The following is a 25,459-nucleotide window of genomic DNA, read 5'->3' on the forward strand; positions in this document are numbered from 1 at the left end:
TCTTAACAGTTCCAAATATAACAAATATTATCTTGTATAACAACTCCCTCTAAAATCCTTTTAACCCTAAACAGATGATTTAAAATGCATCACGAGCTTTACGCAAAGTTGTAAAGTCTTCTAGGGTTTCCGCCTTAAGAAACAGATTGATCTTTTTCTCTTGTTTGATAGTCGATGGCAAAGTAGGTACCTCTTCTGCACGCAACTCTTGAACTTGATTCAAAGCCTCAGTAATTTCTTTATTAGACGGCTCCATAGATTGGGCAAATCGCAAATTGGTCTGTGTGTATTCATGTGCTGCATACACTTTTACTTCATCGTTTAATCCTTTAAACTTTTGCAAAGCTTCGTATTGCGCTTGATAGTCTCCTGTAAATACTCGACCACAACCTGCTGAAAATAAAGCGTCCCCGCAAAACAGCTGATTTCCCATTAGAAAACTGATGTGTCCAAGAGTATGTCCAGCAGTTTTAAAGACTTGAACACCCTGTCCCATCAATTCAAAAGTATTTCCTTCTTGAAGAATATGGTCAGCTAACGGTTTTGTTTCTTCCGGTCCATATACAGCGATCTTGGGATAATGTTCTAAAATTTCTTCTACCCCGCCAATATGATCATCGTGATTGTGAGTCAATAGAATGGCCGCTAGATCCAGTTGTTGTTCCTTCAAGTAATCAAGCACGTCTTTTGCTTCTCCCGGATCGACCACCACTGCTTCCTTTCCTTCTTCAATGATCCAGATGTAATTATCTGAAAGAGCTTTGATTGGTTTAATAGTCATTTCGATTCCTCCTTATATTCCCTTTCATTGTAAACAAATAGTTCGTTGCCAAGCAACTGAATGATTTTGTTTAGATCTTTTGCTGCTATCACCATCGTCTGATCTGGCCGGGCAGGAGCAAATACAAGCTTTTCTTGCCGGAACAACTCCTCATCTACGATCAAAGAGACCGTGTCTTAATATCCCAATGGTGTCACCGCCCCTGGTATCTGTCCAGTGTCTGCTTTCATTTCATCCGGTTGAACGATTTTTATTTTTTCGCCAACAACTTTTTTTAACTGTTTGAAATCCACATTTTTTGTCGTAAACGTCACAAAAGAATAATAACGTCCAGATTTTCCTTTTAAAAAGAGAGCTTTAGTTTCTGTTCCGATAAATCCTTTTTCTTCTTTCATCTTCACAGCCGCTTCATTTGTATAAATTGGATCATGTTTATACAGTTCAAAATAAATACAATGCGTTCTCAAAAACCCTTCTAGATTAACGATCACATGAGACCCTCCTTTGGCATTCCCTTTTTTATTATTTACTCTATTTTTGAATGAAAATTTCATCAATAAGTTATTATTGATGTGCCTTTTCTGATATTATACTCTTATGACGATTAATTGGGGGAATAGAATCATGTTGACATTTAAACAAAATATCCGAGGGAATGTGGCTTTAGGCGTTAATCCGCTTGGATGCAAACAAGACGTATTGAATCAAATCGATTATGTAAAAAGCAACGGTACTTACGAAGGTCCTAAAAAAGTATTGATCATCGGAGCATCATCAAGCTATGGTCTAGCTACTCGAATCAATTTGGCTTTCGGAGCAGGTGCTGACACTATCGGGGTTTCATTTGAAAAAGGCCCAAAAAATGAACGAAATCTTGGAACAGCTGGTTGGTACAACAACATTGCTTTTAGAGAAGAAGCTGAAAAAGAAGACTTGATCGCTAAAAACTTTGTTCAAGACGCTTTTAGTCATGAAACGAAACAAGAAGTGATTGAGTACATCAAAAACGAATTCGGCGGCAAAGTTGACTTAGTTGTCTACAGTCTGGCAAGCGGGGTACGAAAAGACCCTGAAACTGGCGAATTATACAAATCATCGATCAAAGCCATTGGTGAACCAGTTGTTGGTCCGCATATCAACATGCAAAATGAATCTTTTTACACTGAGACTCTAGAACCAGCAGATGAGCAGGAAATCGCTGATACAGTCAACGTAATGGGTGGAGAAGACTGGCAATTATGGATGGAAGCATTAAAAGAATCCGGCGTATTAACAGAAGGCGTTCTTACGACCAATTATTCTTACTTAGGAACTGAATTGAACCATGCCTATTATGGTGGCGGTACTTTGGGTCGTGCAAAAGCAGATTGTGATGAAAAAGCAGAAAACATCAATCAATTATTAGCTGATATCAACGGGAAAGCTCAAATCGTTGTAGCGACTGCTGTTACCACTAAAGCCAGTTCAGTTATTCCTTTCTTCCCCGTTTACTGTATCGGTCTTTACAAAGTGATGGAAGAAAAAGGCACTCACGAAACGCCGATTATGCACATAGACCGTATCTATCGCGACATGATCTATGGAGACAAACCTGAATATGACGAAGTTGGCCGACTAAGACCTGACAGCTGGGAACTAGACAGCGACACACAAGCCAAAACAAAAGAACTAATCGAGCAGTTGAACGCAGAAAACTTCAATTCTGACATGACGGCTTACGATACGTTCTTCAAAGAGTTCTCAAACTTGAGCGGCTTCATGGTGGATAACTATGTCGAACAAGAAGTCACTTTAGATGAGTTGAAAGCCTTGAACTATTAATCTAGTTGCATTGCACAAAAATAAGCGAGTGGAGCAAACCGTTTAGGCTGCCTTTTCGAGCACGTTTACGAAACCAATTTGCATCAAAAAAAAAGGGCTGGGAGTTATTTCCCAGCCCCTTTTTTTGATGCATTTTTCAGCGTTACTTTCCATTTGGTTGAACCAATTTTACCAATTCCCAAGCATCCAGTGCCGCTTTTTTCAAAATGAACTGACAAGATATATCATCTTGTCCAGAGGGTATCGGAAATTGATAAGTTTCATTCTTGAACAGCAATATGATCATTTGATCTACCACTATAAAAGTTGCCGCGCTCTTATCATTTTTGGCCAAAGGAAAAGAATGCTGCAGTTGGAGTTCTGGAATAGTGATTCTTGTAGGCTCCAAGTGAATGTCAATTTTCTCTGCCCCTAATTGCAAGCGACAAATGACTTTACTCTCTTCATTTGGCAAAGTATACGTTAGACTATATTGGTAATTTTTTTTGAGCTCTGTTGTTAGAGTGACAGGGTCTTTTCGAAAAGAGGCCAGCTGATTGAGCGTGTTGACCAATACCGGCACATCAGAAGAAAAAAAGTTTCCGATCAAACGCATCTGCAAGCCAAAAAGATCGATTGTTTCCGTCACTGCAAAATAATGGAAGACAGTCGTTGTATACCCTGAACAAATTCCCACACGTGCAGGTTGTTCATCAAGGAGCACTCGGCCGATATAGACGCCGTTCAAGTACAGTTCGTAATCGGCAAATCGGCGAAGGACTTCAAGGTGTTGATTCACTGTTGCGTCAAAATCCTTTAACGGAAACGTAGCTAAAATAGAGTGGATACCATTCTTCACTTGCTCCACTGCCAAGACTGATGTCCCATTCCTCAAATAAACACTTGTGTAGTCATGCTCGCTGCGGTAAGCAATCACAGCACCATCCTTGCTGCCAAGATTAGCCGGCTTTGCTGTAAGGTCCAGCTCCAGATGGTAGTATTGGTATTCTTTATCATAGAGTGCGATGAAAGGCGTTTTTGCAGTGAGCCAACCTTTGTCTAAAACGGTATGTTCTCCGGATTCGACTACTAGTTTTGTTTCTCCTTCAAAAAATTCTTGCAGATCGGGCAGTCCAGGTGCTGGTTGTTCATTGGCAGAAGGAGCATAGGTCATCAAAGCATCTCCGTCAAAAAACAAACGGTCCATTCGCAGCGTCCGATGATCCTCTTCGGGAGACCACGTTCCTCCTGTCTCCTGCCCGTGATAAAAGAGCCAAAAATCTACATTGTTCGGCGCTTTTATCAATGCGGTATGGCCAGTTCCTTCCACGTGTTGGCTGGCTTTCACCAACGGATAGTAAGTATAATTGTTAGGATACTTCTCCCATTTCAGTTGATGAATAGGCCCATCCTTATCCGCCAAAGCGTAGCCGATGTAATAATTTTCGCTCGCATAGATATTAGCTGAATAAATCAGATAGGCTTTCTCATGGTGCTCTGCATAAGTTGCCCCTTCTACGATCGACCAATCTTGAGCTTCTTCGACACTGACCCAATCCAACATCTCTTCCTCCAAAGTAGGCAAGACTACCGCTTGAGGTTCTCCCGCTACCTCATCAAAAGACGGCAGTCGGTCAACAAGAATGCTGCTGCCAGTATTTTCAAGAGCACTATCCGTCACATCAAGTGTACTGTAGAAGAGATAGTAATTGGATTCCTTGTCTTTCACGACTTCCGCATCAACGGAAAATTTTTTAAACAGTGTTTTTTCGTAACGAAAAGGGCCTTCCGGTTTGCTTCCTACCGCCATTCGAAGCCACTCATTTTGTGTTTCCGGAGCTTCAACGGGTGTGTTGGAATAATACAGATAAAACTTTCCCCCATTAAAAACCACACAAGGGGCCCAGTAGTTCTTGCGCCCCTCTTCTTGAACGGCATATCCTAATGAATCCCATTGGACCAAATTACGCGAGACACTCACTTTGATGCCATGGTAGTCAGTGGCATAACAATAGTAACGCCCCTGAAATTTCAATACATAGGGATCTGGGTTTGTGTGTACCTTTCCTGCACCATCTCGCAGAGGATTTTGGTAAAAACGGGTACCGTATAAAGGTAATGATTCAACCATTGTGACACATCCTTTTTATATGGTATTCATGTTTTCAGCAGGACTCACTAAAGGACGAGATCCTAGTTCTTTTGCAACAGTTTTTAAAGACTGACTGATAATGTGGTGCATGTCATAGTATTTATAGGTTGCTAATCTGCCGCCAAAAATCACATTTTCTTCTTGATCTGCTAGTTGTTTATATTTCTTGTACAGAGCCGTATTTTTTTCATCATTTACAGGATAATACGGTTCATCGCCTTTTCCCCATTCTTTCGGGTACTCTTTCGTGATGACCGTTTTTTCTTGAGTGCCAAATTCAAAATGCTTGTGCTCAATGATTCTTGTATAAGGCGTCTCGCTGTCTGTATAATTTACGACTGCATTCCCTTGGTAATTCGGTGAATCTACTATTTCATGTTCAAATTTCAAGCTTCTGTACTCCAAATTGCCAAATCGATAATCGTAGTACTCATCAATCATTCCTGTAAAAACAATCTTATCCGCTAAGTTATCCAGTCTTTCTTTTTCTTCAAAGTAATCCGTCTCTAACTCTGTGTCAATTCCCTCCAGCATCTTGTCGATGATTACATTGTATCCACCTATAGGGATGCCTTGGTAAGAATCGTTGAAATAGTTGTTATCATACGTAAATCTCACTGGGAGTCGATTAATAATAAATGCCGGCAATTCGGTTGCTTTTCTCCCCCATTGTTTTTCCGTATATCCTTTAACTAGTTTCTCGTAGATATCGGTCCCAACAAGAGAAATTGCCTGCTCTTCCAAATTACTCGGTTTTGTGATGTTCGCTGCTTTTTTCTGTTCTTCTATTTTTGCTTTCGCTTCTTCTGGACGAATGACTCCCCATAACTTATTGAAGGTGTTCATGTTAAAAGGCAAATTGTATATTTCTCCTTTGTAATTCGCAACCGGGGAATTGGTGTATCGATTAAATTCTACAAACTGGTTTACGTAATCCCAGATATATTTTGAACTCGTATGGAAAATATGAGCGCCATATTTATGCACATTGATGCCTTCAACATTCTCACAGTAAATATTTCCACCTAAATGATTTCTTCGATCGATGACCAGACACTTTTTCCCTCTTTTTTTCGCTTCATACGCGAAAGTAGCTCCAAATAAACCAGCACCTACAATGACATAATCGTATTTTTCCATCTTATTCCCCTCCCTATTCTACTTCAGCTATCTTTTCTTCAAAATCGTTGTCTTTCTCTGCCAATTTTTCTGCGATAAGCTCATTCATTTGTTTGCATGTATCATCCCACGAAAAATCTTTGAGGTACGCTTGGACTTCAGCTTCCCATTGAGGGCTTTCAACCAACGTATTCCTCAACTGATCCGCAAATTCTGCACTGCTTCTGGCGATACTGACAAGATTAAGGTCCTCATAAGGATGCACCACATCGTGAACAGCTGTTGAGACAACTTTTTTGCCAGCAGCCAAATACTCAGGTGTTTTCGTAGGACTGATGTATTTGGTTGACTCATTGAGAGCAAATGGCATGATCGCTGCATCCCAGTTCGCTAAATAAGAGGGCAGTTCAGCGTATTTTTTTATTCCTAAATAATGAATGTTTTCAGCTTGAGGGAGTGTAGTGGGATCAATTTTTAAAACTGGCCCTACAATTACGAAATTCCAGTCAGGGAGATGACTAGCCACTTCTTTTAATAAATCTGTATCAAATCGCTCGTCCACTACGCCATAGAATCCTGCTCTAGGGTGATGGATAACTTTTTGATCTTCGGGATCTGGGAGATCTGCCGCCGCTCTTTTAAAATGACTTTGGTCGATACTACTCGGGAAACAATAAACAAAATCATGATGTTCTTTTTTTGCTTTATAAAGGCTTTTTCCGCCTGTGAAGATAAGATCTGCTTTTTTGAAAAGCTCCTTCTCCAACGAAATGAGGTTTTGAGGTGCGTTCTTAAATGCTGCTAATTGATCCATGCAATCATAGATAGTGATCTTGGGATTAAAAAAAGAGGTGTATTCCATAGCCATGGGCGTGTAGTACCAAAAAATATCCTGTTCAATATTGAAGTCTTGATATACTTGTTTGACAATTTTCTCTAGTAAAGGAGCATTATCCATATCTCCTGCTTTCAGTAGAGGTACGATAACATTTACGCCTTCTTCGCTGATGTAATGATGATAATTAGTTTGTTTACTTTCATTTGAGGGGTATTTCTCGATGTCTTCCGGTTCTTCAAAATAAAACGTGCGGTATTCTTTTGCCATCCTTCCAATCAGGTGCTGAGGTCTTTGATAAACGAAATTCCATCTTAATTGTGAGAAAATTGACATATCCATAAGTATAATCTCCTTTAATAAAAAATGGTTGTATCAAAAAAGTCATCCGCAAATACTCTACAGATAATTCTAGCTAAAGAATAAATAACAGAGTTTACGAATGACATAAATACATTTTAGCACAGCCTAACTAGTGGTGAAAAATTTTAACACCTGCAATACTTATTTTGTGACATTCAAATATAGTATCCCAGAATCCTCAAGGTTAGTGACATCTTACCGGAATCAATTTACTCCTCAATGGATTGATACTCTACTTCCAGACCTTTTTGAACACCTGGACGTTCATTGATCCGTTTTGCCCACTCCAATAAGTGAGTGTATTCATCCAAATTCAAGAACTCGTAAGAGCCTTCATACAATTTCCCTAGAGCCAAACGACCGTACCAAGACCAGATCGCAATATCTGCAATAGTGTACGTATCTCCAGCTACATAAGGACGCTCTGCTAAGGTTTTGTCCAGCAGATCCAATTGACGTTTTGTTTCCATCGTAAAGCGATCGATTGGGTATTTCATTGGTTCTGGAGCATAAGCGAAAAAGTGTCCGAACCCGCCGCCAACATATGGACCGGCTCCTATTTGCCAAAATAACCAATTCAGGGTTTCTGTACGGCCTTGGATATCTGTCGGGATCAGTTGTCCAAATTTCTCCGCTAAGTAAAGGAGAATAGATCCTGATTCAAAGAGTTTTACCCGAGGACTTCGGTTTTGACTTTGGTCAACTAAAGCTGGAATTTTAGAGTTCGGGTTAATATCAACAAAATCTGAACCAAATTGGTCGCCCTCTCCAATGTTGATGGTGTAGACATCGTAATCTGCGCCTTCTACGCCCAATTCTTTCAACTCTTCCAACATGATAGTAACTTTGATGCCATTGGGTGTTCCTAATGAATAAAGTTGGAACGGAGCATCTCCTACAGGTAATTTCTGTTCAAATCTACTGCCTGCTGTAGGACGATTGCCGGTCTTATTAGAATTTTCTTCTTCCCATTTCCATACTTTCGGTAATTTATAATCTGACATCTTACCACTCCTCATAATATTTTTTCGTAATCTCATCATACTACTTCTACATCGATAGACTCAAATTTTAAAGAAGATTCATCATACAAGGATAGTGAAAGAACAACTAAAATGAATTTGAAACTGGTATAATTTACCGAACAAGATTAAAATATGGTATGGAAAGAAACCATTAAGAGGGATCAACTTGAATCATTTTGGTGAACTTTTATACACGGGAAAAACCGATAACAACAAAAACGGGTTTGTATTTGTTCTTTCAGGGATCATGTTTTTGATCGTAGCAAATTTTATCTATGCAAAAACATTTGCGCTGGTAGTAGGTGGATTATTTACCCTTTTTGGATTGTACTTGCTTCTATTTAAACGAAGCGAGGAATTTTTCATCTATGAAAATGCGATCGTTCTGAATCATAAAGGACAGGAAGTTTCTATTCCAAAAGAACAGATCAGTCACATAGAATACCAAGAAATAAAAGCTAGAAGAAGTTTGATAGTGAATTATTACCCAGTTCTTGTACTTAGCGATCAGAAAAAAGTGTTGCTGAATAAAGTATTCAATTCCTCCGTCAATCAAGATTTCAAGAAAGTTCTGGAGTCCTATATCTGAACATTTTTCTCATAAAAAAAGTCTTTGCTAATTTTTCATTGCTGAAAATCGGCAAAGACTTCTTTTACGTATGCTTATTGATTATCTTTCACAAAATACAGAGTTGTAATTGGAATGGTTTTAGTACAATATTGCAGTCTAGTTTATCTTGTCCGATTACTTTTGTTCTGCAAAATAATGATCTACCGCATATTTAAACGAATGGATGAAAAAAGATATCGCTTTTTTACTTACTTCTGCTTTTGGATTGATGATATCAAAACCGTGGTAACATCCTTCAAACATCTCAAAATCAACTGAAATACCAGCTCTTTTTAAATTCTCAACATACTGTATCGTTTCATCTCTGAACGGTTCGATATCTCCCACAAATGTCACTGCAGGAGGCAAATTTCTGTAAGCAACTGCTCTAGCAGGTGCTGCATAAACCGGCACCTCTTTCTCGTAGAATTCCCCGAGATACAACTTCCAAGCCCAAGCGTTCGTTCGCGAATTCCAAATAGGCGCATGGTTGTTTCTAGCAGATTCTGTCTCCATACGGTCGTCTATCATAGGGTATAATGGCATTTGAAAGGCAATGTTCACATCACCTTTGTCTCTTGCATAATGAGTCACTGCAGCGGTTAATCCTGCCCCTGCACTTTCTCCGCCTACCATCAATTGATTGCTTTTGATGCCCAAATATTCTGCATGTTTTTTCATCCAAAGAAGGGTGTCGTATGAATCTTCTAGAGCAGCGGGATAAGGAGCTTCTATGGATAAACGATAGTCAGGAGCTACGACTACACAATCCCTTGCTTCAATCAATCTCTTGTATGTATTTGCGAATAATTCAGGGATTCCTTGAGCATAGCCTCCCCCATGCAGCCACAATACTCCTGGTGCATCACCTTTCAAATGCAACGGCTTATAGACACAGACGCGGAGCTTAGACCCATCTTCTCGAGTAATCCATTCTTCAGTCATTTCGAGACCATCAACTTTTCGTCCTTTTTGTCTGCTGGTCAATTTTTTGACAGTCTGCATCAATTTGATGTATTTGTCTTCACTTGATCTGCTGACGAGAAGATTAAAAAGAAACCCTCTTAGTCTTAATTGTTTATCTATCATCTTGTAAGATACTTTCATCACGATACCCCTCGCAGTACTGAATACAATTCTTTTATAAATCTATCTTCTCTCCGTCAACGCTAAAACCGATGATCTCAGCAACTTTATAATCATCTTTGTGTTGAATTATGTAAGCAATTGTATGAGGTTCTCCATCTACCTGAATCTGTTGATGTACTGAGGTAGTTACGTTTCCTTCATAAAAATTATATCCCCCACTGACATATTCTATCGTTTCCGCTACAATATTTTTTTCAATAATTTCAGCAGTTAATTTGTTTTGACCTTCTGACAAAATAGCATAGTTCCCATTGTCTCCATGCCATTTCGCATCCCAGATCTCTAACCAGTCAGAATACAGCTCTTCTGGATCTTCTCCATATTCTTCGGCTATTTCATATACCGTGTCTCTGTCACCTGAAAAATCATCTATAGCATTCAACCTCGTTATGATGATGTCGTACCACTCAAGGTCTTCTTCAGTTAGATGCCTTAATCTGGTTACTTCTGGATAGAAAGTAGTTGTGATTTCATCCGCTACAATACTTTTTTCTTCCGTTTCAACCGATTCTGCAGTTGTAACTAAAACCTCTTCCGCAGCATTCTTTGAGCTTTCTTCTTTGCCGGTTTCTGCAGAACAAGCTCCTAACAACAGTCCCAGCGACCCTATCAATAATAACTTAATACCCGTAAACGCCATTTTCTTCCTCCTTCAAAATAGATCAAATCGAAAGGTCAGAATCACTAACCTTAACATGACGTTATTTTATCACTAAACTGAATGGGGTTACTAGAGTGGTTTCTTCAAATTTACCTATACGTCTTATTTACCTTCATCTTTTTAACTATTTACGTCATTATATATGCATTCCTGTACTAATCTTTCATCTGAATCATATAAATAAGAGGAAAAGAGGGTGTGGGACCATTACTAATACTGCATTCGCTCTTCCTATCAAACTCTTACAAAGCACTCCATAAAAGAACCTAAGCGTGCCTGGATGACCTATTCATGCTAGAATGAAATAAGAAACTATTTTGGAGGATGATATTATTATGAAACAACAACTTGTTGAGATTTGCTTGCGTGTTAGAGATCTTGAAGCTACTTTAGATTTTTATACTGATCTATTCGATTTTGAAGTTGCCAGCCGAAGAGAATTCCCTGAAAATAAATTTGATTTAGTTTATTTGAATTCTCCCGGTTCTTCTGTGCAAATTGAACTTACTTACAACTATGATGCTGAGCCTTACAATGTAGGAGACGGCTTCAGTCATTTAGGTGTGACTGTCGGTGATTTAGAAAAAATGCACGAAATTTGTAAAGCTTCTTCTTACGAAACAGGTGAGTTAAGAGGACTTTCAGGTGGTACACCGACTTATTTCTTTGTGACCGATCCTGACGGCTATAGAATTGAAGTAAAACGCGCAAAATAATTTTTTGACTCTTTTAAATGTAAGCATGTTGGTTATTGCCAATGTGCTTACATTTTTTAATTTTCTTTTCATACTAACTCCAACAAGTTTGCTGAATGCTTTTTATGTATAGCTTTACGATTTTTACAGTATACTGATTAAACAGAGATAGTAAGCCTACATAAAAATATAACATAAGAACCAACGTGCCAGTTTTAGCGGTTCATAAAGGAGATCGACATGGTTAACACTCATCCAATGTGGAATAAATTCCCTAGTATCCAATCCCTTTTAATAGAATGTCTTGAATTGATTATAGAAAAAACAGCCATTGAAAATACAGAAATTGAAAAAACAGTTACTGATCTAATAGTGAGTCAGGGAAAATTACTTAGACCTGCTTATTTTTTGCTTTTTTCACGATTAGGAACCGCTGCTCAAGATGCACACAAAAAAATTATCGCTGCCGCTGCGTCTACTGAGGTACTTCATTTAGCTACTCTCATTCACGACGACATCATAGACGAGGCAAAAATGCGCCGCGGTGTTGAAACGGTCCAATCTAAACATGGTAAAGATGTTGCCGTTTATGCAGGCGATTTATTGATCTCAGTGTATTTTGATTTATTAGCAGATGCGACGGATTCCGTCGAAATCATCAAGTTAAATACACTCTCGATGAAACAAGTATTATTAGGTGAAATCAATCAAATGAAAAATGCTTATAATACAGAGATTACTTTTGAAGACTATTTGAAAAGTATCAAAGGAAAGACAGCACAACTGTTTGAATTAAGTTGTTACGAAGGTGCCTATTTTGGAGGATGCAGCCCTGAGGTCATCGAACAAAGTCGGTCGATTGGTCAAAATATTGGGATTGCTTTTCAAATGTTAGATGATATTTTAGATTACACTCAAACACCTGAAAGCCTATCAAAGCCTGTTTTAAACGATATCAAACAAGGGATTTATACCCTTCCGCTCATTTTAGGCGTAGAGAAAGATGAAGCCTTTCTTCCTCTATTGAAAAAAGGTGAACATTTATCAGACAGTGACCTAACTGCTTTACTTTCCTTATTACAAAAGAATGATTGCATCGAACATGCATACGACATCGCAAAGAAATACATTGATGAAGCTTTAGCATCCATTGATGCACTTCCAAGTCATCCTGAAAAAGACGTATTGTATTCATTGACCAAATCACTACTCAAAAGAGAGTTTTAAAAGGAGATCACTATGACACTTAAACAATATATCTTGCTTGCTCAAATGGAATCCACCACTACTAGTTTTTTCCCAGCTTTTATTGGTATCTTGTATGCTTGGTATAATTATGATACTTTTCATTTGGGATTTTCGTTATTAGGGTTACTCACAGCTATCCTTTTTCACTTAGCTGTCAATATCCGCGACAACTACTTGGATTATTACATCGCAGACAATAAAAATGCGGACTATGCTCAAGAAATGGTGGTAGGTAAAGAAAATATTCCGCTCAAAAATGTTCGTTTAGCCTATTGGATTTCTGGTATTGTTGCTTTGGTCATCGGTCTGTACTTAGTTCTTCAAACGTCTCTTTTCTTATTCTATATCGGCTTTGGAGGCATGTTGATTGGAGCACTTTATACTATGGGTCCTGTTCCAATCAATAGTACGCCCTATGGTGAATTCTTCGTCGGGTTGGCAATGGGCTTTGGCATCTTTACAGCCATGGTCTATCTCAACGCATACGATGTCATTCAATTGGATTGGATAACTATGTTCCAACTGATCATCGCGTCCATACCAACATCCATTACGGTTATGTCCGTTTCACTAGCCAATAACATTTGCGACTTGGAAGAAGATATTGAAGATAACCGGTTTACTCTTCCTTATCATATCGGCGTAGACAAAGCACTAGTTGTCTTCAAGTACTTTTATTATGCTGCTTATATCGCGATTATTTTATCACTTCTTTTCGGGACTTTCCCAAGACTTGTCGCATTATCTTTATTGACTTTCCCTTATGTCTTAAAAAATATTCGCATCTTCATGAAAGAACAAGACAAAAAAACAACCTTTATAACGACAATCATCAACTCAGCTGTCATCCCGATTCCTATCATTATTACTTTGTTCATTGGGACTTGGTTGGACATTTGATTTTCATTTGATAACAGCTTCTGAGTAATGAAATAAATAAATAAAAAATAGTGATGAAGTGAAAGGTTTTCTCTTTCAGTCTTCATCACTATTTTTTATTTTACTTATGATACGGTTCTCCGTAATATGTCTAAATGAGTTTTTTAATAGCCTCAAAATAGTTACAAAGTAGTAATAATAGGTCCTTCCTGCGTAAGAATAATTGTGTGCTCGTATTGAGCCACCAAACTTTTATGAGTTAGCAAGGTCCAGTCATCTTCGGATTGAAATACCTCTTCTTCAAGAGTAGAAATAAAAGGTTCAAAAGCAATCACCATACCCTCTTTTAAAAGTTCATCATCCCAACGAGAAAAATAATTAAAAATATGGTCCGGTGCTTCATGAATCGAACGTCCAATGCCATGTCCAGTAAGATCTTTAATCACGGTCAATCCATGTCGTTTTGCCACATTGTGCACTGCTTTTCCGAGGGCACTTTTTTTGGAACCTGGTTTCGCTTTTTTAAGGCCTGCGTAGAATGCTTCTTTAGCAACCTCACATACTTTTTCTTTATCTGTCTCACCCTGACCAACCACAAAAGAAATCCCGGTGTCTGCGAAATACCCATTTTTAGAAGCTGATACATCAATATTTACAATATCACCTTCTTGGATAATTCGTTCTCCTGGAATTCCGTGCGCTACTTCCTCATTTACACTTATGCACACATACCCTGGAAAATTATATATTTCTTTGGGTGCGGATAAAGCTCCAGCTTCTTCAAAACTCTTTTTTGCCATTTCATCAAGCTCTTTTGTAGTCACTCCGGGCTTAGCATATTCGACCAGCATATCTCGGATCGATCCACAAATACTGCCAATTTCTTTTAGTCCATTATAATCTTCTTCGCTCTTTGCAATCATTATATACCTTCTTTTTTAATGTGACTTTATACATATCATTTTATTTAACTGAGGTACTGTCAATTTCTCTATACCTTCTGTAAATGTTAGCTTCGTAGCTACGGCCTTCTTTACATAGCCAATAAACTTTCTCATGGCTTCCTTTGTTACATACTCATATTAACAGATTAAGCTCTGTGTTTTTTACTAATTGATATATTAGAAAGCAATATAGAAGATAACATGAATGTACCTATATGACCTATTCATGCTAGAATAACAATAAGAAACTATTGGAAGCTGATATTATTATGAACCAAGAACTCGTTGAGATTTGCCTACGTGTCAGAGATATTGAGGCTACTTTATACTAATCTATTCGATTTTGAAGTTGCCAGCTGCAGAGAATTTCCTGAGAATAAGTTTGATTTAATTTATCTGAATTCTCCTGGTTCTTCCGTGTAAATTGAACTCACTTACAACTACGATGCTGAGCCATATAATGTAAGAGATGGTTTCAGTCATTTAGGTGTGACTGTCAGTGACTTAGAAAAAATGCATGAAGTTTATAAAGCTTCTGCTTACGAAACGGATGAGTTAAGAAGACTTTCAGGCGGAACCACCTATTTCTTTGTTACGGATCCTGATGGCTATCGAATTGAAGTAAAGCGCGCAAAATAATTCTTGGAATATTTTAAATGTAAGCATTTTGGTTGTTACCAATATGCTTACATTTTTTTAATTTCTTCTTATCACCGCTCAAAATCCCTTGTTAATTCATTACTTTCTAAGAATCTCATTTACTTATGATACGGCTCATTCTTCATAATTCTAAACCCACGATAGATTTGTTCAATCAGCACCAATCTCATCAACTGATGCGGTAACGTCATTTTTCCAAATGAAATTTGGGTATTGCTTCGATCCATAACGGCTTTACTTAGACCTAACGACCCGCCTATAACAAAGACGATATTGCTTTTACCTTGGATGCCCAACTGTTCGATTTCCTTAGAGAAAGCTTCAGAAGTCCGTTGCTTCCCTTCAATCGCTAAAGCAAATACATACGCTTGATCGGGTATTTTTGAAAGGATTCGTTCTCCTTCTTTTTCTTTCACTTGGATCATTTCCGCTTCACTCAGTTTTTCGGGTGCTTTCTCGTCAGGAACTTCTACTAATTCTAACTTGCAATATGCACCTAACCTTTTAGAGTATTCTTCAATACCCATTTTTAAATATTTTTCTTTTAATTTTCCAACACTGATTATTTTGATATTCACAGTTATCCCCCTTTGACCACATGTTATCCACAATAGTTATCCACATATCCACAATTTCAAAACTGTATCTAGTGTCCGAAAATATGTTCATCACTAAATGTAGTTTTGTGGATAACTATTTTTGCTGTTCTATCCACAGATGATTTTTATGCATTTTTTAGTTTTTTTCATTTCAAAACCTTGACTAATCAGCGTAAACGACAGATATAAATAATATTTATAATAGTTGTGCACAGCCGTTAAAAACTTTGTGGATAACTTTTCCACCTTGAAAATAGTAGCTTTCTCTTTATTTTACAAAAGTTATCCACAAAAAGCGAGCTTTACTTTGCCTCGGTTCTGAAAATTATTCTTTATTTTCCGCATAAAAAAACGCTGGTGAGTAATAAACTCATCAGCGTTTTTTGTCAGGTTACTTAAAATGACTTTTTTTACATCATGTCATCCGAAGAAGTCATTGTCACGTTGACAGTTACCAATTCTCCGCCACGATAAACTTCGATTTCAACTTCTTGTCCTACATCTGTTGAGTAGATCGCTTGACGCAATTCTATCGTGTCTGTGATCTCTTCTCCATTAAAGCCTACGATTACATCATATTGTTCCAGACCACCTTGTTCAGCAGCAGAACCTGCTTCAACTTGTGCCACTACAACACCAGAGTTCACTTCATCCGGCAGTTCGAGAACTGCGGATTGTTGTTGTTCAGAAATTTGGCTCAAATCCAATAAGCTGATTCCCAGTACCGGACGAACAACTTCGCCATTTGCTTCCAGTTCTGCGATGATTTCAACTACATCATTACTTGGAATCGCAAAACCCATTCCTTCTACAGTATCTGATGAGATTTTCATCGAATTGATTCCGATGACTTGTCCCGCAATATTTACTAGTGCTCCACCAGAGTTTCCAGGGTTGATTGCTGCGTCAGTTTGGATAGCTGTCATTTCCCAATCTGCAGCTCCATCTCCATCAATATCAGCAGGAACGCTTCTGTTTTTAGCTGAGATGATTCCCGAAGTTACAGAAGAAGCATAGTTCGTTCCTAATGGAGAGCCGATAGCAATGGCTGGTTCTCCAACGTTCAATAGATCTGAATCTCCAAATTCCGCGACAGTCGTCACATTTTCAGAAGATATTTTTAAAACGGCCAAATCTGTCCATGAATCTGACCCAACTAATTCAGCCTCTACCTTAGTACCATCTTTCATCAAGACTTCTATAGCATCTGATCCCTCAATAACGTGATTATTGGTAACGACATAAGAGCTGTCTCCCTCTGTTTTATAAATAACCCCGCTACCTTCTCCGGCAGTTTGCAATTGATCATCTTCTTGAGCGGATTCTGTAGTTCCAAATAAGCCGTTGAATCCTTCGGTATTTTGCTGCTGCATGTTAATGACTGAAACGACTGCGCCTTCTACTTTCTCTACAGCTTCTGTGATATCTGACGTAACTTCTACTCGAACTTGAGTTGTGTCTGCTTCATTTTGGGTCGGAGAAGTTGATTCTGTTCCTTCATTAGAAGCAGTTTGGCAACCAGCAAGCGTTAATGTTGCTACACCTACTAGTAAACTTCTAGTTAATTTTGTTGACTGTTTTTTCATTTTCCGATCTCACCTCTTAATATTATTTTCCGCATGGACTGATTGATCTCTATACTTCTTGCAATGACCCTGTGATAAATAAAGATACAGTCATTAATCAATATCCCACTCTGCTATGAATTCATTTTATCTAAGATTCTTGAATTTTATATGAAACAATTTAGATAAAATATCCACTTTTCTTTTTTATTTTATCACAAACGGCTGTTTTTATGACATATAAGCTCCTTCAGCAAGCTACAATAAAAAAACACAACAGCATTTGTTGTGTTTTTTTGGGAATCCTTTTTATTCCATCACTTCGTTTTGCTGATATCTGAATTTTCCCACATATAGTACCCTGCTGAAAGATTGACCCGTGCAGTCGTAATGATTCGTTTAAGAGCCATATCATTAATCTCTGAAAGTTTGAATCGATATAAGTTGCGTTTTATCTCTTTTAACTGATGTTTGTCCTTAGGTCGGCGTTCATACAAGACCATCAATAAATATAAATTTAAACGCAGATACATTTCTTTTATCAACCACAGTAAATCTAATTGGATCGATTGAGATTCAAGACGTTCCAACGCTCTAAGGAGCGCTGCGGATCCAGAGTAATAATTTTCAACCTTAGTGCTTTCCCATTGGTGATTTTCTGACATATAATGATAACGAGGTTCTGATACGTATATGATAGAACGACTTTTTAAAAACAGCTGACAACAGACATCAAAATCCTCATACAAATGTATATTTTGATCAAACATGATCACCGGTTCTTCTGTAAATAGTTTGATCGAAAACAGTTTGTTGCACAAAAAACTTTCTGTTCGATTTTGCAGCAGCAGCAAGCGGATAGCTTCTTCTGCAGATAAAAACCGCTTATCCTCTGGACCTGGAGGAAAGATCAATTCATCCCTTGTTTCTTCTACATACTTACAAGCTGCAATATCAGCTTCATGAATGGTTATTGTGGTCATCAATTGCTCAAACATGATTTCCTCAACCCAATCAGCTGGATGAACGAAACCGATCCAATCACCTTTAGCTGCTAAAATACCCACGTTACGAACTGCAGATAGTCCAATCTGGTTGGTATTGATCAGACGGAAACGATTATCCAGCTTTTGATATTTTTCACAAATTAATTTGCTTGAGTCGGTTGAACCATCATCTATTAATATAATTTCCAGACGGTGATACGTTTGATAGCGTAAGCTGTTTAAACACCTCACCAGATACTTTTCAGAATTATAAATAGTCACAATAATTGAAATCACTGGTCTCTTACCTCCTTTCCAGTTCACCCGATTCAAGCCATTCCTCTATTCTTCTATTCCGTAATATTGATAAGCTGGATTTTCTTCCCTTTTTTTATCATTATAAACAACACCGATAACATTTGCATGAACGTGCTCCAACAATTCTTTTGCTTTATACAAATTATTCTTTTCAGCTACACCATTGCGAATGACAAAGACTGTTCCATCTGTTTTATTTGCCATAACTTGAGCATCCGTCACCGCTAAAATAGGCGGTAAATCAAAAATAATCATGTCAAAATGCTTCTTCAAATTTTCAATCAGCTGGTCCATTCGTTTAGAAGCTAAAAGTTCCGAGGGATTAGGAGGGATCAAACCACAAGTCAATACAAACAGATTCTTTTTGGTCGTGCGATGAACCACATCTTGGATAGTCGTTTTATTTTCTGTCAATAAGTTGGTCAATCCTCTATGGTTTACAAAATTGAACAGTCGATGGATACTAGGATTTCGCATATCTGCATCGATCAGCAATACCCTCTTACCCTGGGACGCAAATACCACGGCCACGTTAGATGCTACTGTAGTCTTACCTTCTCCTGGTGCAGCAGAAGTGAACATCAGCGTACTGAGTTGCTTATCTACCATTGAAAACTGGATATTTGTCCTCAGGGTTCTGAATTCCTCCGAAATAATTGAACTTGGTTTTATCAATGTGATCAAACTATTGAGTTTCTCACTATGGGAAGTTTTTTTATGATTAAACATGAGTAGGCTCCTTTCCAGCAATGTGTTTTACTTCTGTAGAAGATACTTTTTTTGTTTCATCAATAGATTGGATAAGGTCATTCATTTGAATCAATTCCTTTTTGCTTATGGTTGAAATAGCACCTAATGGCAACCACCCTAAATGTTCAGCAGCAAAATTTTCATCATGGACTTTTTTGTCTGCTAAATTCTGAACCAGAATGAGTCCTAAACCGAATACGGACCCCATTAAGGCTCCAATAACGATGTTGAACAAGTAATGAGGTGAGATAGGTTCAGTGGGGATACGCGCCGGGGATAAAATAGCTGCATTGTCTATATTGATCACTGATCCTACGTTCTCTTTAAAAATCGTTGCAATCGTATCTGCGATCAGAGCAGCACGTTCTGGGTCTGCATCTACTACTTGAATACTAAATATTTGGGAATCTGTTTGCGTAATGACTTCCATTTTCCCTTTCAATTCCTCTTCAGAAAGGGTGTTGCCCAGCTCTTCTCGAACTTTATCCAACACAATCGGATCTTGGATGATATCTCGATAAGTATTGATCATTTGGATATTCGTCTCAATATCCCCTAATTCCAAAGCCTGAGCAGAATCAACAGGCCTGCTGACCAGTATTTTCGTTTCCGCACTATACTGCGGAACAATAACATAAGTAGTTAAAATATGAGCGGAACTAATTCCGATCAATAAAAAGGCTAAGATCCAATACCATTTTTGTCTGATTAAGCGTCCTAATTCAATGACTCCAATAACTCTATTCATCTAAATTCCTCCTATTTTAACAAATAATTTTCGTTACAAATAAATAGAGAGTAAGTGATTAATTAATTAAGTATGTTTGTAGGTTTTCATTCATAAAGAGATGGTAATAGGGATGTGATTTTATGGTGATCATAACAATTAAACGGTTTATATTTTAAAAGAGTATTCCAAGAATGTAACGGCGCACCGTGTGCCGTAAATAAAGATGCGTGAGGTGCTTTATTGTTGGGTCGAGGACAAGATTGAGTAATTTACTGTATGCTTCATTCTTGGAATTACTCTTTGGGGAACAATAAAATGACCGAAAACAGACTTTTTGTACATGAAAGTACGGTAAACAAAACTACCATAGACTATTCATTTGCAGTATCGAAGTGATATTAGATAGGGTAATAGTATGAAGGTTAAATGCATATAAAGGTGTTAAACTTACTTGCAGAAAAATACATGGGGAAAAGTACAAGACTATCCAACTGAGTGAATGCCAGAAACTATACTGATGAAGAATAGCGGCCGTCTTATATGATTGACAAAATTCTACCATGGTTTATTTCAAAATTAAAATAGAAGCCCGGCAAAAATTTATTTTTTGTTGGATTTGTGACAAAAAAATGAACAGCTCAGTTTTATCACTAAGCTGTTCGTTTTTATTTACTTTTATATAGAGAACAATAATGAAGGTTCATCAGGATCTGTATCAAATAGAGTGAACGATTCGCCAACACCTTTTCCTTTTTCTCTCAAGATACTGTCGACTGTATCATGAGCAATAGCTTTCATATTGTTGTCTTTGCTTAAATGACCTAGATAGATTCGCTTAGTGTTGTCTCCAATCACGTCGCATAAAGCCAAGGCTCCGTCTTCATTAGACAGATGTCCTTTATCGCCTAGAATACGTTGTTTCAAACTCCATGGATATCTTCCCATGCGCAGCATATCTAAATCGTGATTGCTTTCAAATAAATAGGCATCTGCATTGGCCACTACTCCACGCATACGATCACTGACATAGCCTGTATCTGTCAGCATCACGAAAGATTTATTGTCTTTGTGGAAGCTGTAAAATTGGGGAGCGATCGCATCGTGAGATACACCAAAACTTTGAATGTCTATATCACCAATCGTCATCGTTCTTCCCATTTCAAAAAGATGTTTTTGTTCCATTTTGATATTCCCAATAATAGGAGACATTGCAGACCAGGTCTTCTCGTTTGCATAAATGTCTAGATTATACTTCCTTGCCAAGACACCTACACCATGAACATGATCTCTGTGCTCATGAGTCACTAAGATACCGTCTAAATCTTCTGGAGTACGGCCAATTTGGCTTAACAAGGCGGTCGCTTTTTTACCACTCAGCCCGCAATCGACCAGCAGCTTCTTTTTATCGGATTCAATGTATGTAACATTCCCTGAGCTTCCGCTCGCTAGAATGCTAATCTTTAATCCTTCTGTTTGTATCGCCATTTTGAACCCTCGTCCCTTTTATCTTTTATTTCGTATTTACCTCAATAACTACTGGCATTTACATTTATCCTCACTCTAGCAAGAATAAGAATAAATGTAAACACAACTCCAGCACTATTTTTTACTCTTTTGAACTGCTTTCTTCATTTGGTTGAATAGGCGTTTCATTCGTTGCCTCTTGAATCACATTCCCGTTTACAGCATCTACTTTCTTAATGATGGTATCTGTACTAGTCACCACTTCTACCAACCAAACAGGAACATACATACTCAGGTCTTCCAAACTCAACGTTCTGTTATAAATCAATAACGGCTTGCGTACTTTAGCTCCTGAAGGCACTTCACTGTTTTGGTAAAGAATCTCCACTGCATCTTGGTCGGTAATCAATTTTCTGCTTTGTCCTTGGACAGTAACTGGACCAGCATAGGTTTGTTCATAAGAAATGATCTCTTTTTTGCCATTTAAGTGGAAGATGATATTTGATGTTCCGTCAACGATTGGAATGTTGTTCGCTACTTGCCCATAAATGATTTGGCGAGTGGAAGGAACATACCGTATAAATTGGTACTCATCTCCAAACAAGATCGCATCACTCAAAACGAATTCTGACAGAGTCGCAATATCTTTCGTTGTCAGCTCTTCACCTTCTGACAATTGAATCGGATCCGACAAAATACTAGCATACAAAGACCCATTATCTTCAATGACACCAGTTTGTTTCGTTAATTGTTCCGCGTTTTCTTCCAATAAATTATTGGCTGCAGCTTGAACGTAAGGAACATCATGTTCTTCATCTTCAAATTCAGGCAATTCAATGTTTTCATCTTTCATTTCTTGGACCAAATTGATTTGAGTCGCTGCATTGCCAGTAAAACCATTTTCGTAATTATCCAACACACGATACAACAAGTATCCGTTCAAGACAAGAAAGGTCACGATAAAGATGATTTCGATTTTTTTAAAATCCATCATCCGCACCTCCTTTGTCTTCGTTTACTACTGACTGCAAGCTCATCCAATTTCCATTGATCTCAACATACCAACTTGGTACCAGGGTCACAACACGATTGGATTCACTGCTGTAATTCCATATATAACCTACTTTGATATCATCAACAGTTTCCAAGTCGTGTCCAGCATTAGCTAAAACTTCTTCTATGTTTTGCGAGGAATACATTTTTTCATCTGAATGATCATCTGATATGGGCGTTTGAGCAACAATTGTCGGCATTTCTAAACTGGTCACATTATTGTCTGCGACTGTTATAAATGTACCACCATAATCCGGTTCTCCGAATATAGGATATCCTTTAATATATCGTCGAAACTCCACTTCAGTAGTTACGGAAGAATACCCGTAGTAATACACTTCATTTGGCCAATGCTCGTATCGAATCAACTTGTTGAAACTATTCAGTACTGTAGTCGTCAAACTAACCCCTTCATTCGTTACAGAAGGACGCGTATACGTCAGCATATCTTTATCGTTATTAATACTTAATTCACTGAAATAGTCGTAATAACGAGATAGCTCATCATTGATCACCGTTTGGATTTCTGATGTATCTTCAAATAATCGCTCAATAAACAAGCTATTTGGTTGTTCTTCCACTAAATAATTCAATACCGGCATTTCAAATGGTTCTACTGGAAGATACACAATGTGTTCTTTCAAAGAGACAGACTCAGCCTGTAAATATTCGACTTTGTCATCATTCAATACTTGTGTTAACAAATCAAGATCTATATTGGACGCTTCAGCCTCATAAAACAACATGGAATGAGTATTGTAGAAATAAACACTTTGCGGATTATCTATCGGAATATACATTCTGTTAAACGTCCGATTCTCATATTCTCGAGGTAAAAAAGAAAACGTTTCTTGATACACTCCAAAAGGGATACTGTTAGAAAAAATAAGTTCAACAGCTCTGGACTCAGTAACGGATTCTATATAATTGTCTCCGTTCAACGTAATCGGGTCAGCTATATCCGTTACTTCCCACTCTTGAAAAACAGAGAACATATTCCCTAGAACCTTTGAATCTTTGGTTAACAGACTAGATTGATTCGTATGATAAACCACTTCTGTTGGACCAAATACTGAAGATAACTGTCGATCAAACGTAACGGAAGAAATAACAGAAGTCTCAGGAGTATCTGTTTGCACAACATATCCTCCTGGATTTCTCCATATAAGAACTGTTAAAAACAAACTGAGCATGATTAAAACAGTTAGTGTAATTTTTCTGATTAACGCCCAATTCATTCCCAATCACCTTCTTCATAAGGAACATAAGGGAGTGAAATGTAGAATGTGGTCCCTTTTCCTTCAATGCTGTCTGCCCAAATTTTTCCGCCATGATGCTGGATGACTTCTTTTGATATTGCTAATCCTAAACCAGTTCCACCCATAGATCGAGCTCTTGCTTTGTCTACTCGGAAGAATCGGTCAAATACATGGGTCAAATCTTTTTTCGGAATCCCCATCCCTTGATCTGAAATACTTAGCACGACATTATTGTGTGTTTTTACTAAACGACACGTGATTACTCCGCCGTCTGGAGAATATTTGAATGCATTATTTAGAATATTATCCAACACTTGCATGATTTTATCAGCATCTGCTTCTACCCATATGTCTTGCTTTGTAATTTCTCTTACAATCGTATAATCTTTTACTGGATTGTCTGTTGTCGTATTAAGCATCATTTCAAAGCGATCTAATACATGATGGAACAGCTCATTTAAATTGATTACTTCCAATTGCAGATTAGCTTTTCCTGAATCCATTCTGGATAGATCTAATAAATCTTGAACCATTCGAATCATACGATTTGTTTCTTCTTGAGTCACTTTTAAGAACTGAGGAGCGATCTCTTCATCTCTCCAAGCACCATCGCTCAATGCTTCTAGATAACTTCGCATACTTGTCAACGGCGTACGCAATTCATGCGATACATTGGAAACAAACTCTTTTCGTTCTCGTTCGATTTTTTCTTGTTCGGTTACATCATGCAACACACAAACGAGACCACTAATAAATCCAGACTCTCTCTGAATCAAAGAAAAACCTCCACGCAGAATCAACGGCGTTTCGTTTGTCGAAAAATCAAATAAAATTTCTTCTTCTACTTCTAATAATTGTCTCAAAGTCATTTCGTTATTCAATACTTCTGTTATAGATTGTCCTAACGCTATTTCCTGGGAAATATTTAACATTTCTTGTGCTTTTTCGTTGATGATCACCACTTTACCGCGGCGATCCGTTGCAATAACGCCATCTGTCATATGAGAAAGAACACTGTTCAGTCTTCGCCGTTCAGCTTCTGTCGTTTCCTGCGCTTCTTCCACTCTAGTAGACAATTCATTGATCGCACTAGACAATTGCCCTAACTCATCTTCCCCATGAACTTTTAATTGCCCAGAATAATCTCCTTCAGCAATTTGAATCGTCTGCTGTTTCATCTCTGAGATGGGTTTAGTAATGGCACGCGAAACAAACTGAGTCAGTATGATCACTAAAGCAATTGCAATCAAGGCAGAATTGATGAAAATAATACTGATTTCATTTACTTGCTCATAAATCGTTTCAATATTCGTCTCCAACATAATGACCCCTAAAATATCTTTAGAACCTCCTATATAAATAGGAGAAACCAACTTCCATCTGCGGTCGTTGGTTAAAGGATCTAAGTATTGGCTGGTCACATTATTCCCAAGCAATAAAGATTGGTGAATATCCGGATCTGTGGATTTTCTCCCAATCAATGATTGTTGCGTATTGTCGCTTGTGCCGATGATATAGTATTCAGGGTCAATAACTTGTACTTCAATGACCCCGCTTCCGGAAAAATCTCTCAATAAATTAGCAATACTGGCTTCTTTATCTTTATTTTCCTCATCTAAAAGAATAGGCTGCAAGGTGTTTTCTAAGAAATCAACTTGGATCCGACGATCTTCTTTAAAATTGTCTACTAATTGATTTTCTAATTGTGTTACAAAGTTAGCGCCTATGATCTCTAGCGTTATTGTCAACAGAAGAATAAAAATAAGCACAATTTTAAAATTGATAGACTGGAAAAATTGAATTCTTTTTTTCAT

Annotated in this window: 22 protein-coding genes and 2 pseudogenes; 6 read left to right on the forward strand and 18 right to left on the reverse strand. The window is 37.9% G+C overall.

The features are described from left to right. Positions 1-79: 79 nt before the first annotated feature. A complete protein-coding gene (gene gloB / locus BM137_RS06655) occupies positions 80-781 on the reverse strand; it encodes a hydroxyacylglutathione hydrolase (protein WP_092480387.1) in 702 nt (233 codons plus the stop codon). After that, positions 778-1,269: pseudogene (locus BM137_RS06660) on the reverse strand (YbaK/EbsC family protein). Before BM137_RS06660 ends, gloB begins: the two are co-directional and overlap by 4 nt. Before the next feature lie 136 nt (positions 1,270-1,405). On the opposite strand from BM137_RS06660, the gene fabV reads away from it, so the two are divergent. Then, positions 1,406-2,602, forward strand: coding sequence for an enoyl-ACP reductase FabV (gene fabV / locus BM137_RS06665; protein ID WP_092480388.1), 1,197 nt, complete (start codon positions 1,406-1,408; stop codon positions 2,600-2,602). Between the two features lie 142 nt (positions 2,603-2,744). On the opposite strand, the gene BM137_RS06670 is transcribed toward fabV, so the two are convergent. The 4 genes from BM137_RS06670 to yghU form a co-directional block, all read right to left on the reverse strand. Beyond that, positions 2,745-4,712 (reverse strand): glycoside hydrolase family 43 protein, encoded by a 1,968-nt coding sequence (locus BM137_RS06670; protein ID WP_092480389.1) that lies wholly within the window; start codon positions 4,710-4,712, stop codon positions 2,745-2,747. Between the two features lie 15 nt (positions 4,713-4,727). Further along, positions 4,728-5,873 carry a UDP-galactopyranose mutase gene (gene glf / locus BM137_RS06675; RefSeq protein WP_092480390.1) on the reverse strand — a complete coding sequence of 382 codons (1,146 nt, stop codon included), beginning with the start codon at positions 5,871-5,873 and terminating at the stop codon, positions 4,728-4,730. A gap of 13 nt (positions 5,874-5,886) precedes the next feature. Continuing rightward, positions 5,887-7,029 carry a glycosyltransferase gene (locus BM137_RS06680; protein ID WP_092480391.1) on the reverse strand — a complete coding sequence of 381 codons (1,143 nt, stop codon included), beginning with the start codon at positions 7,027-7,029 and terminating at the stop codon, positions 5,887-5,889. 230 nt (positions 7,030-7,259) lie between these two features. Then, on the reverse strand, positions 7,260-8,054 hold the full coding sequence (yghU, locus tag BM137_RS06685; RefSeq protein ID WP_092480392.1) for a glutathione-dependent disulfide-bond oxidoreductase: 795 nt from the start codon (positions 8,052-8,054) through the stop codon (positions 7,260-7,262). Positions 8,055-8,241: 187 nt separating this feature from the next. Here yghU and BM137_RS06690 point away from each other — a divergent pair, with 187 nt between their 5' ends. After that, positions 8,242-8,664, forward strand: coding sequence for a hypothetical protein (locus BM137_RS06690; protein ID WP_092480393.1), 423 nt, complete (start codon positions 8,242-8,244; stop codon positions 8,662-8,664). Positions 8,665-8,820: 156 nt separating this feature from the next. Here the strand turns inward: BM137_RS06690 and BM137_RS06695 are convergent, their stop codons facing one another. Together BM137_RS06695 and BM137_RS06700 are read right to left on the reverse strand one after the other, a co-directional pair. After that, the gene (locus BM137_RS06695; RefSeq protein WP_092480394.1) at positions 8,821-9,792 is read right to left on the reverse strand and encodes an alpha/beta hydrolase; all 972 of its coding nucleotides are present in this window, start codon (positions 9,790-9,792) and stop codon (positions 8,821-8,823) included. Between the two features lie 34 nt (positions 9,793-9,826). Then, entirely contained in the window at positions 9,827-10,474 is a 648-nt protein-coding gene (locus BM137_RS06700; protein WP_092480395.1) for a hypothetical protein, read from the reverse strand. Between the two features lie 356 nt (positions 10,475-10,830). On the opposite strand from BM137_RS06700, the gene gloA reads away from it, so the two are divergent. From gloA to BM137_RS06715, 3 genes are all read left to right on the forward strand, one after another. Beyond that, entirely contained in the window at positions 10,831-11,211 is a 381-nt protein-coding gene (gene gloA, locus BM137_RS06705; protein WP_092480396.1) for a lactoylglutathione lyase, read from the forward strand. Between the two features lie 219 nt (positions 11,212-11,430). Further along, complete coding sequence (locus BM137_RS06710; protein ID WP_092480397.1) at positions 11,431-12,417, forward strand: polyprenyl synthetase family protein; 987 nt, start codon at positions 11,431-11,433, stop codon at positions 12,415-12,417. Between the two features lie 12 nt (positions 12,418-12,429). Next, a complete protein-coding gene (locus BM137_RS06715; RefSeq protein WP_092480398.1) occupies positions 12,430-13,338 on the forward strand; it encodes a prenyltransferase in 909 nt (302 codons plus the stop codon). A 161-nt stretch (positions 13,339-13,499) separates the two neighbouring features. On the opposite strand, the gene map is transcribed toward BM137_RS06715, so the two are convergent. Further along, complete coding sequence (map, locus tag BM137_RS06720; protein ID WP_092480399.1) at positions 13,500-14,240, reverse strand: type I methionyl aminopeptidase; 741 nt, start codon at positions 14,238-14,240, stop codon at positions 13,500-13,502. Positions 14,241-14,530: 290 nt separating this feature from the next. Between map and BM137_RS06725 the strand changes: the two are divergent. Then, positions 14,531-14,900, forward strand: a pseudogene (locus BM137_RS06725) (VOC family protein). A 119-nt stretch (positions 14,901-15,019) separates the two neighbouring features. Here BM137_RS06725 and rlmH read toward each other — a convergent pair. The 9 genes from rlmH to walK all read right to left on the reverse strand — a co-directional run bounded on the left by rlmH (position 15,020) and on the right by walK (position 25,459). Beyond that, entirely contained in the window at positions 15,020-15,499 is a 480-nt protein-coding gene (gene rlmH / locus BM137_RS06730; RefSeq protein WP_092480400.1) for a 23S rRNA (pseudouridine(1915)-N(3))-methyltransferase RlmH, read from the reverse strand. Positions 15,500-15,930: 431 nt separating this feature from the next. Next, positions 15,931-17,106 carry a S1C family serine protease gene (locus BM137_RS06735; RefSeq protein ID WP_092480401.1) on the reverse strand — a complete coding sequence of 392 codons (1,176 nt, stop codon included), beginning with the start codon at positions 17,104-17,106 and terminating at the stop codon, positions 15,931-15,933. 296 nt (positions 17,107-17,402) lie between these two features. Further along, a complete protein-coding gene (locus tag BM137_RS06740) occupies positions 17,403-18,368 on the reverse strand; it encodes a glycosyltransferase family 2 protein (RefSeq protein WP_177192523.1) in 966 nt (321 codons plus the stop codon). A 45-nt stretch (positions 18,369-18,413) separates the two neighbouring features. Then, the gene (locus BM137_RS06745) at positions 18,414-19,118 is read right to left on the reverse strand and encodes a CpsD/CapB family tyrosine-protein kinase (RefSeq protein ID WP_092480403.1); all 705 of its coding nucleotides are present in this window, start codon (positions 19,116-19,118) and stop codon (positions 18,414-18,416) included. Continuing rightward, the gene (locus tag BM137_RS06750) at positions 19,111-19,887 is read right to left on the reverse strand and encodes a YveK family protein (RefSeq protein WP_092480404.1); all 777 of its coding nucleotides are present in this window, start codon (positions 19,885-19,887) and stop codon (positions 19,111-19,113) included. Before BM137_RS06750 ends, BM137_RS06745 begins: the two co-directional genes overlap by 8 nt. A 657-nt stretch (positions 19,888-20,544) precedes the next feature. After that, on the reverse strand, positions 20,545-21,354 hold the full coding sequence (locus BM137_RS06755; protein ID WP_092480405.1) for an MBL fold metallo-hydrolase: 810 nt from the start codon (positions 21,352-21,354) through the stop codon (positions 20,545-20,547). 121 nt (positions 21,355-21,475) lie between these two features. Next, positions 21,476-22,324, reverse strand: coding sequence for a two-component system regulatory protein YycI (locus BM137_RS06760; RefSeq protein ID WP_092480406.1), 849 nt, complete (start codon positions 22,322-22,324; stop codon positions 21,476-21,478). Then, complete coding sequence (locus tag BM137_RS06765; RefSeq protein WP_092480407.1) at positions 22,314-23,624, reverse strand: YycH family regulatory protein; 1,311 nt, start codon at positions 23,622-23,624, stop codon at positions 22,314-22,316. Before BM137_RS06765 ends, BM137_RS06760 begins: the two co-directional genes overlap by 11 nt. Next, positions 23,621-25,459, reverse strand: coding sequence for a cell wall metabolism sensor histidine kinase WalK (gene walK, locus BM137_RS06770; RefSeq protein WP_092480408.1), 1,839 nt, complete (start codon positions 25,457-25,459; stop codon positions 23,621-23,623). The genes BM137_RS06765 and walK overlap by 4 nt, the downstream gene beginning before the upstream one ends.

This window comes from Desemzia incerta, assembly GCF_900115825.1.
Taxonomy (GTDB): Bacteria; Bacillota; Bacilli; order Lactobacillales; family Carnobacteriaceae; genus Desemzia; species Desemzia incerta.